This is a genomic window from uncultured Bacteroides sp. (genome assembly GCF_910585845.1).
In the GTDB taxonomy this organism is placed as follows: Bacteria; Bacteroidota; Bacteroidia; order Bacteroidales; family Bacteroidaceae; genus Bacteroides.
This window is the reverse complement of record NZ_CAJUHF010000012.1, coordinates 26,083-38,979: the sequence shown is the minus strand read 5'-3', so window position 1 is coordinate 38,979 and position 12,897 is coordinate 26,083. Positions and strand designations below refer to the sequence as shown.

Genomic DNA, 12,897 nt, shown 5'->3' with positions numbered 1-12,897 from the left:
CGAGTATATATTATCCTTTTCCTACAGCCGCCTTTCTATCGTTCAGAATCGCGTCCATATTCTCCAAAGCCCAACCAATCAAGGCATTGATGTGCGGGAGTAATGATTTCGCCCTTTCCGTCAAGGCATATTCCACATGAGGCGGCACTTCCGGATATATCGTGCGTGTCACAAAGCCGTCTTCTTCCAGTGTGCGCAACGTCACGGTCAGCATCTTCTGTGAAATATCCGAAATCTCACGCTGTAACTCCTTAAATCGCACAGCCCGGTTCTGCCTGTCAAGTGTGTATATAACCAGCAGCGACCATTTATCGCCAAATCTCGACAGGATGTTCCGTATGGGGCAACCCGGAAATACGGCATCTTCTATGGTTGTTCTATTCATAATATAGGGGATGTCTATTCGCTCTACAAAAGTAATCAAATGCTTTTTAATCACCAAAGAGAAATTCTTTTAAAAAACAAACATCCAAACGAACAGGCGCCTTAACCTTCCATCCACAAGGCATCGGATTTAGCCGGATAAACAATAGTAGCAAGCACCCTTCTGTATAGGAAAAAAACGTCACTTCACCGTCAGAAAGTTTGTTAATCCCAAAGAAAAACTGTATCTTAGCTGCTGAGATGCACATCTCTGCGGCTGAGATGTACATCCCGGCAGGCGAGATATACATCTCGCGACGCGAGATGAAGTTTATGCAGCAAGTTAAACAAGTTTATAACGGGAGTAATCCCTTTTTCCGACAGGAGTAAAAGCAGCTTTCTACCATACTTTGAACGGGACAACAGATTACTTCTTCTTAAATCACAGTATCATGGCAGAATATCAGATGCAAGAATTGACGCTTCCCAACGAGGAAGGCGAAAAAGTACTCTTTCCCCGCATGAAGATTTGGGGACAAGTGGATTTGAACTATTTGGCAGAACACATCAACTATGCCAGTACCTTCACCCCCGGCGACATCATCGGGTTGGTAAGGTCGCTCACCCAAGCCATCGCCCGCGAAATGGGGCAAGGACACTCGGTGAAAATTGATGGATTGGGTGTATTCACTCCCTCCTTAGGGCTGCGCGAAGGCTTCGACCGCGAAAGTGCCGAACCGGGAGGCAAGAAACGCAACGCCATGAGCATCTGCATCAAGAACATCAATTTCCGTGCCGACAAAGAGTTCATACAGGAGACGGGGCGGCATTGCTACCTGGACCGTTCCAAATGGAAGTTCCAGCGCTCCTCGCAGCAATACACACCGGAACAACGCCTGAAGATGGCACAAGACTATCTGGAACAGCACCCGCTGATGAAAGTCACCGACTACTGCCAACTCACAGGATTACTGCGCAACGCTGCCGCACGCGAACTGAAGCTGTGGAGCGAAACGCCCGACAGCGGCATCGGAACAACGGGAAGAGGGTCGCACAAGGTGTATATCAGGAAGAGGTAGGATAGATAACGTATATGATGATTTATTGCCGATTTTGGGCTATAAATCACCATATTATGTATAATTATAGTTTCATCGAAATACCGATAAACAGATGAATAAAATCCGTAATATTAGCCCTCAGCAGTAGTTATATTACGGATTTTTTATACATTTGCATTCGGATTGGGAATAGACTCCGTCCGTAACGTATTAGAGAAAGAAAGCGTTATGCTTATCTTGTAAAGTTGAAACCTGAGAAATTTCGAATTTGATACAAGAGGTAGCATAGTGGTTCTCACGCATATAGCGTGGGCTGCTATTACCATATTTGTATCAAAGGTTTTCTCAGGACCTCAACTTTAAAATGGCATTGCAGTTCCCACGCTTTACATTTTTATAACCGCCTGTATCGGGAGTTGACAGGCATTCAACCTCCTATTAATATGGAACAACATTTCTGCCAAAGCTGCGGTATGCCCCTGACCGATGAGAACAGAGGGACAAATGCGGATGGAAGCCGCAGTGAGGATTATTGCGTCTATTGCTACCAAGACGGCAAGTTCACACAAGATTTCACCATGAACCAGATGGTGGAATTCTGCCTGCAATTCTTAGACCAGATGAATGCGCATACAGGTCAGGAACTGACTCCCCTGCAAGCCAAAGAACAGATGCTGCAATACTTTCCCCACCTGAAGCGGTGGAAAGAGGCGGACATTCACTCTAACGTCTGATACTTATGAAGACAATCGTGTCCGATACGCAAAACATTGCCGCTTGCGGCCTTTACTGCGGAGCTTGCCGCAAGTTCCTGACCGGGAAATGTCCCGGATGCAAGCAAAACGACAAGGCGAACTGGTGCAGGATACGCTCGTGCTGCCTAGGAAACAAGTTCAATACCTGTGCCGAGTGTCCGCGCAATGTGCAAGAATGCAAAGTATTCTCCAACTGGATAGGGAAGTTTTTCGCCTTCCTGTTCAAGTCCGACCGCCCTGCCTGCATCCGCTACATCAAGGAGCATGGCGAACAGGCCTTTGCCGAAGAGATGACCCAACGAAGATGTCAAACCATTAAAAAGAAATAAATTATGAAGAACGAAGTATTATATCTGCTGCTGAACGACTACGCCAACCACGAAACAGTCTATCTTTCGGAAGCCATCGCCTCCGATGAAATGGCTTTGAAAGCCAACCCGAAGTATATCAACAAGGTGGTTGCCCCGACACTGGAACCGGTGCAATCCATCGGAGGCCTCCGCGCCCTGCCGGACTATTCGTTCGACACCATGCCCGACGATTATGCCGCCTTGGTACTGATCGGCGGCTTCGGCTGGAGCACGCCTGTTGCCCAAAAGGTAGTGCCGATTGTGCGGCAAGCCATAGAGAAAGGAAAGATTGTCGGCGCCATCTGCAATGCCGCTTCATTCATGGCTCAGCATGGTTTCCTGAATGCCGTGAAGCATACTGGTAACGGACTGGAGCAACTGAAACTTTGGGGCGGTAGTAACTATACCAATCCCGATGGTTACATCCACGCCCAAGCCGTCAGCGACCAACACATCGTAACCGCCAACGGTTCCGCCACGCTTGAATTTGCCAAAGAACTCTTGCTGTTACTTGAGAACGATACGCCTGAACGCATCGAAATGTATTATCAATTCAACAAACAAGGTTTCTGCGCCCTATTCCCCCAAGATTGAAAGCCATGGCCTGTTCTACTGATTTCATAGAATTCATCTGCGACGTACTTGCTCCTTTGGGAGAGGTACGTTCGCGTAAGATGATGGGTGACGACGTCATCTACGTCAATGAAAATGTGTAATAACTGCCTGTAACAACATCGCTTTCATCAAAAGTTACCCTGATAAGATGCCGCCGACTGGTTTGTCAATCCGGACGGACGCCTCTTCAACACAGACGGATATGATGACGGAGTGAATCATAATTGGTTCAAGAATAATATCACATTCCTCAATATCGGGGTTGCGATTCAATTCGGACGATAGACTATCCTATAGTTTTCACTGCAATACCCCATTTACTCCACCTGCATCGCCACCATCTCTTGCATCACGCTGACTGCCTCTTCCACGGTCCGCACATCTTTCACCAACATGCTACGCCGGGTGTTCTGCTCGCGTAGGTCGCAACGCCGGGTGTATTTCATCATATAGGCAATGACCTTGCCGAACGCCTGGCTCTGATAATAGGGACTGTCCGGATTGGAGACAAAGAACAGAGACATGCGCCCGCCTTTCAATAATACCTTCTCCACTCCCATACGGGCGGACAGACGGCGGAGCGGAACAATACGCATCAACTCCTCCGTCTCCGGCGGAACAGCACCGAAACGGTCTTCCAAACGAGCACGGAAGGCCTCCACATCCTTGTCCAGCACCAAGCTGTCCAGTTCGCGGTAAAGGAGCATGCGCTCACTGCTACCGGTCACGTAGGTTGCCGGAAGCAGAAGTTCCAAATCGCTCTCTACCTGACACTCGTCCACAAACTGCTCGCCGCTGACCGTACCGTCTCCTTTCAGTTCTTCGGCGTAGAGGTCGGCAAACTCATCCGTCTTTAACTCATGCACTGCTTCGGAAAGTATCTTCTGATAGGTTTCATAGCCCAAGTCGGCAATAAATCCGCTCTGTTCGGCACCCAACATGTTTCCCGCACCGCGGATGTCAAGGTCCTGCATGGCGATATGGATACCGCTGCCCAAGTCGGAGAAATTCTCGATGGCCTGCAAGCGGCGCTTCGCCTCGGGGGTGAGGGAAGAGAGCGGAGGAGCAAGCAGGTAGCAGAAGGCTTTTTTGTTGCTGCGCCCCACGCGTCCACGCATCTGATGCAGGTCACTAAGACCGAAGTTCTGTGCCTGATTGATGATGATGGTGTTGGCATTGGGGATGTCGATACCGCTTTCGATGATGGTAGTAGCAAGCAACACGTCATAGTCATAATTGACAAAGTCGAAGATTATCTTCTCCAGCTCCGCCGGCTCCATCTGACCGTGACCGATGCAGACACGGCAGTCGGGGATGTGACGCTCTATCAACGATTTGAGCTCGACAAGATTGGATATGCGGTTGTTGACGAAGAAGACTTGCCCGTTGCGGCTCATCTCGAAGTTGATGGCATCGACGATGACTTCTTCATTGAAGGTATGCACTTCGGTCTGTACCGGATAGCGGTTGGGTGGCGGTGTCTGTATCACCGAGAGGTCGCGGGCACCCAACAGAGAGAACTGCAAGGTACGGGGAATGGGCGTAGCGGTCATGGTCAAGGTATCCACGTTCACTTTCAGCTGGCGCAACTTCTCTTTCACGCTCACGCCGAATTTCTGCTCTTCGTCAATGATGAGCAGCCCCAGGTCTTTGAACTTCACATCTTTGCCGAGGATGCGATGGGTACCGATAAGGATGTTCACCTCTCCGGCAGCAAGTCCTTTCACCACAGCTTTGGACTGGGCGGCAGTACGCGCACGGCTCAGGTACTCCACGCGGCAGGGAAGCTCTTTCAGACGGTCGCGGAAAGTCTGAAAATGCTGGTACGCCAATACGGTGGTGGGCACCAACACGGCCACCTGTTTATTATCCGTCACCGCCTTGAAGGCAGCGCGCACGGCAACCTCCGTCTTTCCGAAACCTACGTCGCCGCACACCAGACGGTCCATCGGGCGGGCGCTCTCCATATCGGCTTTCACATCGGAGGTCGCCTTGCTCTGGTCGGGCGTGTCTTCATAGATGAAAGAGGCTTCCAACTCCCGTTGCAGAAAGCTGTCGGGGCTGTATTGGAATCCCTTCTCTTCGCGGCGTTGGGAGTAAAGTTTGATAAGGTCGCGGGCAATGTCCTTGATTTTGGACTTAGTGCGGTCTTTCAGTTTTTCCCAGGCACCCGTACCCAACTTATTCAGACGAGGAGCTTCACCCTCCTTCCCTTTGTATTTGGAAACCTTGTGCAGGGAATGAATGGAGACAAAGACAACGTCTTCATTCTGATAGACCAATTTCATCACTTCCTGCGTCGTGTCGCCATTGGGAATACGCACCAGTCCAGCGAAACGTCCCACACCGTGGTCGGTATGTACTACATAATCGCCCGGCGTGAACTGGTTGAGCTCTTTCAGGCTCAAGGCGACTTTTCCGCTACGGGCTTTATCGCTCTTCAGGTTGTACTTGTGGAAACGGTCGAACAGCTGATGGTCGGTAAAGATGCAGAGACGCAAGGTATTATCGGCAAATCCCTCGTGCAAGGTACGCTCTACGGCGGTGAAGGAGATGTTGTCTCCACGGTCGTCAAAGATAGCCCGGATACGGTCGGTCTGTTTCTGACTGTCGCTGCATATATACAGGTCGTATCCAAGTGAGAGGTACTCCTTGAAGGCATTCGCCACCAGATCGAAGTTCTTGTGGAAGATGGGTTGTGCGGTAGTCTTGAAAGAGACAACAGCATCCGGTGTACCGGTGGGCTTGCCTCCGAACTCCAGACGACGGAAGTCGAGCGCACGCACGGTAAACTCTCCGGCATCGGCGAGCTTACCCTCCAGAGAGATGGCTCCGTTCTCTTCCGCCTCACGGGCTGCAATGGCCTGCGGAGTAAGCGACTCGTCATGCACCGCCTGAATGCGTTCGCGCAGCCAAAGGAAATCGCGCATGGCAAGCACGGTGTCGGGATGCAGGAAATCGAGGAAAGAGACCATTCCGCCTGTCCCGCCTTGCTCCAAGCTGCGACTCAAATCGGGGACGATGACAATACTCTCCTTCTTCTCTTTGGAAAGCTGGGAATCGACCTCGAAGGTACGCAGGCTTTCCACCTCATCGCCGAAGAAGTCTATGCGGAAGGGGTATTCGGACGAGAAGGAAAAGACATCAATGATGCTACCACGCACGGCGTATTGCCCCGGTTCGTAGACATAATCCACATACTCAAAGCCATAGCTGCGCAGCACTTCGGAGATGAAGTTCATGTCCACCTGTTCGGCGACATGCAGTTTCAGCGTCTTGTCTCCCAGTTCCTTACGCGAAACGACTTTTTCCGCCAAGGCATCGGGATAGGTCACGACGCATAGTCCCGGTTCGTTCTTCTGCAGGCGGCTCAACACTTCGGTGCGCAGAATCTCGTTTGCCGCATCCTTCTGTCCGTACTTGATGGCACGGCGAAAAGAGGAGGGGAAGAAGAGAACTTGCTCCGTTCCCAACACTTGGGTCAGATCGTGGTAGAAATATCCTGCCTCTTCCAGGTCGCCCAGGATGAAAACAAAAGGACACTCCGCCTGCTGCACCAGTACGGACGAAAACAGCGAGGCGGCGGATGCGCACAATCCTTCGCAAAACAGGGTGCGCACGGACAGATTCTTCAGTAAGCCCCTCATGGCTTCCGCATTGGGATGAGCGGCATATCGTTGTTGTAGCTCAGTAATTGTCATCATAACGGGCGCAAAATTACTAAATAATCCTTAGTTTTAATTCGTATATAAAGGAAAACGCTTAACTTTGTTCCCAATAAAAACCCCCTTTTTTATGAATATGCAAACATCGGACAGCATTGTCATTATTCCCACATATAACGAACGGGAGAACATCGAAAACATCATCCGTGCCGTTTTCGCCCTGGAGAAAGTATTCCACATCCTTATCATCGAAGACGGCTCACCCGACGGAACTGCCGCCATTGTCAGAACGTTACAACAGGAATTTCCCGAACGCCTGTTCATGATAGAGCGAAAAGGGAAACTGGGATTGGGAACCGCCTACATTGCAGGTTTCAAGTGGTCGCTGGAGCATCACTACGAGTATATTTTCGAGATGGATGCCGACTTCAGTCACAACCCTGCCGACCTTCCGCGCTTGTATAAGGCCTGTGCCGAAGAGGGTGCCGACGTGTCCATTGGTTCGCGTTACGTCAGCGGCGTTAACGTAGTGAACTGGCCCATGGGGCGCGTGCTGATGTCCTACTTTGCCTCGAAATATGTGCGCGTCATCACCGGACTGCCGGTGCACGACACCACCGCAGGATTCAAGTGCTACCGCCGGAAGGTGCTGGAGACCATTCCCCTCGACGGCATCCGCTTCAAAGGGTATGCTTTCCAGATTGAGATGAAGTTCACTGCCTATAAATATGGTTTCAAAATAAAAGAAGTTCCCGTCATCTTCATCAACCGTGAACTGGGCACTTCAAAAATGAATAGCAGTATCTTTGGGGAAGCAGTCTTCGGGGTGATTCGACTGAAATGGAACAGCCTGTTCCACAAATATAAATCGTAATCCGTCGCTGCCTCCTGTCAATTATCAACCATCATCTATCCACTGAATTTATGAAGAGAACACTGATACACAACGCAACGATAGTGAACGAGGGACGTTCGGTGAAAGGCTCCGTCGTGATTGAGAACGGCATGATAGCCGAAGTGCTGACCCGCGGAGAAGCACCCACCTCTCCTTGCGATGAAACCATAGATGCCACAGGCTACTACCTGCTGCCGGGTATCATCGACGACCATGTGCACTTCCGCGACCCCGGACTGACGCACAAAGCGGACATCTTCACCGAGAGCTGCGCCGCAGCTGCCGGTGGAGTTACCTCCATCATGGACATGCCCAACACGCAACCGCAGACTACCACCATTGAAGCCCTGCTACAGAAGATGGAGCTGCTGAACGAGAAGTGTATCGTCAACCACTCCTGCTACTTCGGCGCCACCAACGACAACCACACAGAGTTCCACAAACTGGACAAAAACCGCGTATGCGGCATCAAGCTCTTCATGGGCTCCAGCACCGGAAACATGCTGGTGGACAAGACGAGCAGCCTGCTGAATATCTTCAATGGCACCGACATGCTGATTGCCGCCCATTGCGAAAACCAGGACATCATCCGTAAGAATACGGAACACTACAAAGAGCTGTATGCCAACCGTCCCGACGTCCCCATCAGCCGCCACCCTCTCATACGTTCGGCGGAGGCTTGCTACTCTTCGACGGAACTGGCTGTCCGCATGGCCACTTTGGCAGGCGCACGCCTGCACGTGCTCCATGTCTCTACGGCAAGGGAACTGCGACTGTTCAGCGACGAACTGCCGGAAGACAAGCTGATCACAGCCGAAGCATGCATCGCCCACCTGATGTTCACACAGCACGACCACAAGGAGCTGGACACACGCATCAAGTGTAACCCCGCCATCAAGAAACAAGGGGACCGCCTTGCCTTGCGGGAAGCTGTAAAGAGCGGACTTATCGACGTGATTGCCACCGACCACGCCCCTCACCTGCTGAGCGAGAAAGCGGGCGGTGCACTGAAAGCCATGTCAGGCATGCCCATGATTCAATACTCTTTGGTCTGCATGCTCGAACTGGCGGAAGAAGGTGTCTTCCCCATAGAAACCGTTGTGGAGAAAATGTGCCATGCGCCTGCACGGATATATGGCATACGCAAACGAGGCTATATCCGCAAGGGATATCAGGCAGACCTTGTACTGGTCAGCCACTCCGGACAGTGGGAAGTCACCGCCGACGGCATCTTGAGCAAATGCGGATGGAGCCCGCTCGAAGGACGCTCTTTCCACTGGAAAGTGGAGAAGACATTTGCCAACGGGCACCTGATTTACAGTGACGGAAAAGTAGACGAAGCCTATCGCGGCGAAGAACTGAGATTCGATCAACCCCAATAACGTATGCCCAACAACGTAACCGAAGTACTGACCTACTCCATCCACGAAGTAGTTCCCTACGTGAACTGGCTTTACTTTTTTCATGCTTGGGGATTCCAACCCCGTTTTGCAACGATAGCCCACATTCATGGATGCGACGCCTGCCGTGCCATGTGGCTTGCAGGCTTTCCGGAAGAGGAACGCGCCAAGGCAGCCGAAGCCATGCAGCTACTGAAGGAGGCAAACCGGATGCTCGACCTCTTGGACCGGGATTTCCGCGTACACTCCGTCTACCGTCTCTGCAAGGCGAATGCCGACGGGGATAATCTGCTATTGGACGGCATACCCCTCCCCTTGCTTCGCCAACAGACACCTCAGCCGGACGGTGCTCCTTTTCTCTGCCTGAGCGACTTTGTCCGGCCGCTTTCGTCGGGCGTAACCGATACGGTGGGCATCTTTGCCGCCTCATGCGACGGAGAAGTGGAACTGTTGCACGCGGACGACCCCTACAAGCATCTGTTAGTTCAGACGCTTGCCGACCGCCTTGCCGAAGCTGCCACGGAAAAAATGCACGAATATGTACGTAAAGTAGCTTGGGGATATGCCAAAGAAGAGAATCTCAGCATTCCGGAATTATTGAAAGAAGATTTTCAGGGCATACGTCCCGCCGTGGGTTATCCTTCCCTGCCCGACCAGTCGGTCAACTTTCTGCTGGACAAGCTACTGCACATGGGGCAAATCGGAATCAGCCTGACCGAAAACGGGGCAATGTACCCTCATGCCACTGTCTGCGGACTGATGTTTGCACATCCCGCCGCACGCTATTTCGCGGTCGGGAAGATAGGGAAAGACCAGTTGGAGGACTATGCAAAACGCCGGGGGATGGCAGTAGAGAAAGTAAGCAGGTTCTTAGCTGCCAACCTATAGGTGTGCGGATCCCCCGGTGTCGTTCAGAAGCGGTATCCCACTTCAAACATTATTCCCACGCGGGAATCCAGTTCACTGGATATTACCCCCACACGTCCGGTGAAACCGAACAGAATATGGTTTATGTCCCAGTTGATGCCATAGGCGAATCCTCCCCCGAAATGATTGCCAAACAAGTCTATTTCAGTCGGTATATTCTCATATCCCGAAGAATAGCTATCAGGTTCTATCTTAGTCTTCCCGCTCAAACCATAAGAAACATAAGGTCCGAAGTTTATCATAACTCCCCGGCTCCGTTTCGAATAATACTTCAACGCAAAAGTAAGCGGCAATTCCAAAGTGTTTACCTCATATTCGACATCACGGTATGAAGAATAAGTGTACCCATCAGGTGAAACAACATCCATCTCTGTTTCAGTCCACATATTACTATACACAAACTGAAGAGCAGGCTGGAAAGACCAATGCTTGGAAAGTTTAAGGTCGATACCTGCACCAAGATGGAACGCAGGCTTCTTTACCCCTATTCCATCTGATATCAAGCTGACTCCCACGCCTGCCTTTGCAAACCAAGAGAAACGTTTCGGAACGAACTGTTCGTCCATCCTGACCATTACCAATGACGAGATAGTCTGGTCTTTCTTCGTGCTCTCCACTAAAAGTGAATCGGACGTCAGCGGAGCATTTTCAAAATAGAAATTTCCCTTCTTGTCTGTAGTAGTGCTCTGATTCGTGCCTTTCAGCGTGACCTTTGCACCCTTCAACGGATAATAATCCTTATCAATAAAACGACCCTTCAGATTCAGCCCTTGCGCCAAGGCAGTACCCGAAAAGCATAATCCTGCCACAAGCAATATGATAATCTTTTTCATGATTCTATTTCTTTATACATATTAGATAGTTAAAAACGATAAGATACACTGGCACCCAACACCAGGTTGTGCTCTTCGGCCGTATTGATGCCGTCATCCTCCGTCATCATGAGCATGCTCTTGCCGACCACTCCTACCAGCAGTTTCTTGTATTCTACGCCTACCCCATAGGTCAGCCCCACTCCGAAACGATGCAGCAACGCATGGTCTGGACCGCCCCAATCACTGGGATACATCTTTTTATATATCTCATATTCCTTTTCTTCCATTCCAGTTCCGCCGTAAGTCACCTTACCGCTAAGTCCCCACGACAACACAGGACCGAAGGAGAACACCAGATTCATCCGACTACCCAGTTCATACCTCAACAGAAAGTTCAAAGGCATATCCAGCACCAACGGCTTCCAGGTCTCCTTAAACTCATACCGTTCATCGGAATAGACATACTCCGTACCCCGGCTTGCCAATTGCAGCATCGGCCTGAACGCCCACCGCTTCGACCGGCGTACTTCCAATCCCACACCGACATGATAGCCCATCAGGGCATTGCCACTATTCACCGTATAGCGGCTTCCGTCCAACCCGGCTTCCACCACCAACGACAGTTTCCGGGGGCGCGAAGCCAGCATAATCGGACTGTTGATGTCAATCTCTTCCGTATTCATGCCGACGGAAGTCACAATGACCTTTCCTGCCTCCACCGGCACTTCCCTCAAGAGGAAATTACCATCCAAGTCAGTAATCGTACTGATCGTAGTGCCTTCCACAAGTACCTCAGCACCCACCACGGGGACACCTTTCTTGTCCGTTACCACACCTTTCACATCACGTGTCTGCTGCGCCATGAGGGCTGCCACACCAGCTGCCATCAGGCATATCGTCATAATCACTCTTTTCATACTACTGTCAGATTTGCATTTTACGAACATAACCATAAACTACCGTCCCGTCGGATAACTTGACATAAGGACGCACATTCCAAATTCCTCTTTCCCCCGGATAATCGAAGAAATAATAATCAATGTCCGGTTGGTATTCTTTTTCTCTGCATCCGTCTGCAATCACAGGTGCATTCTCTTCTTTCGTAAAACATATCCCTATGCGGGGTGCATTCTCCAATGTATCACGAAGTTTAAAACGTATATAGATTCCCGTATCATACAAGAAATAAGACGATATATCCGGAAGGTACATGGAAGGAATTGTAAAGGACTTTATCTCGCTGTACACACGACTATAAGGTTCATTCAAGCACTCACCCAGTATACCGGGAGTATTGTATATACCCCATGCATAAGTCACAGTCCGGTAATAATACGTACCAGCCTCCCAAGGCTCCCTGTCGAACGACCAAATGTACTGATATGAATCTTCATCATAAACACTGCATACCTCAGTTTTTACCCCATTTCCATACATGTAATTCCCAAAATTCTCATCCAACAAATACTCCTTCACAGGCGATATGCCAATGCGCACTTCTTCCAAATTCTGCAAATACGAATCCCGGACCACACGTCCACTAAAATAATACACAGGAGACGACTGGTCTTCAAAGGTCTCTCCCTCCTGATATACCCGTTCCGGTACTCCTTCCGTCAAGTTAATCACATTATTCAGAGTAATCTCAGAAACAGGGAAACTCGGCAACATGGGTTCATCGACATCACATGCCGAAAAGCACAGCAACGCCGCCAAGCATCCTCCAACAAAAAAATTCTTTTTCATCATATCGTATTATATTTATATAACATTACAAATCCAGTTACACAACATCCCGAAACCATTTTATGAAATATTCCGGAAACCGACAAAAGTTCTCCTCCATACCCGCTCCATACCAACTCCATACCTGCTCCATAGTTTGTCCAACCCTATAGAACAGAAAAAAATACGGAAACAAAGCGGACAAAATAAGGACCGGATCCCCCTCTCGAAGGCAACTTAAATAAGTTTAAAATAAGACCTTTCCCTTGCTTCACCAAAGCAAAAATAGAGTAGATATTTAATATAAGCAAACGTATTTTCGGGAT

At 50.1% G+C, this 12,897-nt stretch carries 12 protein-coding genes and 1 pseudogene; 8 read left to right on the top strand and 5 right to left on the bottom strand.

The annotated features are described in order from the left end of the window. Window positions 1–10: 10 nt before the first annotated feature. Window positions 11–385, bottom strand: coding sequence for a helix-turn-helix domain-containing protein (locus QZ323_RS05400; RefSeq protein WP_294633453.1), 375 nt, complete (start codon window positions 383–385; stop codon window positions 11–13). A 430-nt stretch (window positions 386–815) separates the two neighbouring features. On the opposite strand from QZ323_RS05400, the gene QZ323_RS05395 reads away from it, so the two are divergent. From QZ323_RS05395 to QZ323_RS05375, 5 genes and pseudogenes are all read left to right on the top strand, one after another. Further along, entirely contained in the window at window positions 816–1,442 is a 627-nt protein-coding gene (locus QZ323_RS05395) for an HU family DNA-binding protein (RefSeq protein ID WP_294633451.1), read from the top strand. Window positions 1,443–1,867: 425 nt separating this feature from the next. Continuing rightward, window positions 1,868–2,134, top strand: a pseudogene (locus tag QZ323_RS05390) (zinc ribbon domain-containing protein); the annotation flags it as partial. Between the two features lie 29 nt (window positions 2,135–2,163). Further along, on the top strand, window positions 2,164–2,508 hold the full coding sequence (locus tag QZ323_RS05385) for a DUF3795 domain-containing protein (protein WP_294633448.1): 345 nt from the start codon (window positions 2,164–2,166) through the stop codon (window positions 2,506–2,508). 3 nt (window positions 2,509–2,511) lie between these two features. Then, complete coding sequence (locus tag QZ323_RS05380) at window positions 2,512–3,123, top strand: DJ-1/PfpI family protein (protein WP_294633446.1); 612 nt, start codon at window positions 2,512–2,514, stop codon at window positions 3,121–3,123. A gap of 5 nt (window positions 3,124–3,128) precedes the next feature. Continuing rightward, window positions 3,129–3,245: a transcriptional regulator gene (locus QZ323_RS05375; RefSeq protein WP_294633444.1), complete on the top strand. Its 117-nt coding sequence runs from the start codon at window positions 3,129–3,131 to the stop codon at window positions 3,243–3,245. 216 nt (window positions 3,246–3,461) lie between these two features. Here the strand turns inward: QZ323_RS05375 and mfd are convergent, their stop codons facing one another. Continuing rightward, window positions 3,462–6,845, bottom strand: a complete 3,384-nt coding sequence (gene mfd / locus QZ323_RS05370) for a transcription-repair coupling factor (protein WP_294633499.1) — start codon at window positions 6,843–6,845, stop codon at window positions 3,462–3,464. Between the two features lie 100 nt (window positions 6,846–6,945). On the opposite strand from mfd, the gene QZ323_RS05365 reads away from it, so the two are divergent. The 3 genes from QZ323_RS05365 to QZ323_RS05355 are packed head-to-tail and all read left to right on the top strand — an operon-like array spanning window position 6,946 to window position 9,992. Next, window positions 6,946–7,683 carry a polyprenol monophosphomannose synthase gene (locus QZ323_RS05365; RefSeq protein ID WP_294633497.1) on the top strand — a complete coding sequence of 246 codons (738 nt, stop codon included), beginning with the start codon at window positions 6,946–6,948 and terminating at the stop codon, window positions 7,681–7,683. A 50-nt stretch (window positions 7,684–7,733) separates the two neighbouring features. Next, complete coding sequence (locus QZ323_RS05360; RefSeq protein ID WP_294633442.1) at window positions 7,734–9,086, top strand: dihydroorotase; 1,353 nt, start codon at window positions 7,734–7,736, stop codon at window positions 9,084–9,086. A 3-nt stretch (window positions 9,087–9,089) separates the two neighbouring features. After that, complete coding sequence (locus tag QZ323_RS05355; RefSeq protein WP_294633440.1) at window positions 9,090–9,992, top strand: vitamin B12 dependent-methionine synthase activation domain-containing protein; 903 nt, start codon at window positions 9,090–9,092, stop codon at window positions 9,990–9,992. A gap of 23 nt (window positions 9,993–10,015) precedes the next feature. On the opposite strand, the gene QZ323_RS05350 is transcribed toward QZ323_RS05355, so the two are convergent. Genes QZ323_RS05350 through QZ323_RS05340 form a run of 3 tightly spaced genes read right to left on the bottom strand, consistent with a single transcriptional unit; the run spans window position 10,016 to window position 12,595 of the window. After that, complete coding sequence (locus QZ323_RS05350) at window positions 10,016–10,864, bottom strand: outer membrane beta-barrel protein (RefSeq protein WP_294633438.1); 849 nt, start codon at window positions 10,862–10,864, stop codon at window positions 10,016–10,018. A gap of 29 nt (window positions 10,865–10,893) precedes the next feature. Then, window positions 10,894–11,763, bottom strand: a complete 870-nt coding sequence (locus QZ323_RS05345) for a porin family protein (RefSeq protein WP_294633436.1) — start codon at window positions 11,761–11,763, stop codon at window positions 10,894–10,896. 7 nt (window positions 11,764–11,770) lie between these two features. Then, window positions 11,771–12,595, bottom strand: a complete 825-nt coding sequence (locus tag QZ323_RS05340; RefSeq protein ID WP_294633434.1) for a hypothetical protein — start codon at window positions 12,593–12,595, stop codon at window positions 11,771–11,773. Between the last annotated feature and the right edge of the window lie 302 nt (window positions 12,596–12,897).

Coding starts and splice junctions, on each gene's coding strand:
- QZ323_RS05385 (WP_294633448.1), top strand. CDS start 2,164: ATGAAGACAATCGTGTCCGATACGCAAAACATTGCCGCTTGCGGCCTT.
- QZ323_RS05365 (WP_294633497.1), top strand. CDS start 6,946: ATGCAAACATCGGACAGCATTGTCATTATTCCCACATATAACGAACGG.
- mfd (WP_294633499.1), bottom strand. CDS start 6,845: ATGACAATTACTGAGCTACAACAACGATATGCCGCTCATCCCAATGCG.
- QZ323_RS05395 (WP_294633451.1), top strand. CDS start 816: ATGGCAGAATATCAGATGCAAGAATTGACGCTTCCCAACGAGGAAGGC.
- QZ323_RS05360 (WP_294633442.1), top strand. CDS start 7,734: ATGAAGAGAACACTGATACACAACGCAACGATAGTGAACGAGGGACGT.
- QZ323_RS05400 (WP_294633453.1), bottom strand. CDS start 385: ATGAATAGAACAACCATAGAAGATGCCGTATTTCCGGGTTGCCCCATA.
- QZ323_RS05380 (WP_294633446.1), top strand. CDS start 2,512: ATGAAGAACGAAGTATTATATCTGCTGCTGAACGACTACGCCAACCAC.
- QZ323_RS05340 (WP_294633434.1), bottom strand. CDS start 12,595: ATGATGAAAAAGAATTTTTTTGTTGGAGGATGCTTGGCGGCGTTGCTG.
- QZ323_RS05355 (WP_294633440.1), top strand. CDS start 9,090: ATGCCCAACAACGTAACCGAAGTACTGACCTACTCCATCCACGAAGTA.
- QZ323_RS05345 (WP_294633436.1), bottom strand. CDS start 11,763: ATGAAAAGAGTGATTATGACGATATGCCTGATGGCAGCTGGTGTGGCA.
- QZ323_RS05375 (WP_294633444.1), top strand. CDS start 3,129: ATGGCCTGTTCTACTGATTTCATAGAATTCATCTGCGACGTACTTGCT.
- QZ323_RS05350 (WP_294633438.1), bottom strand. CDS start 10,864: ATGAAAAAGATTATCATATTGCTTGTGGCAGGATTATGCTTTTCGGGT.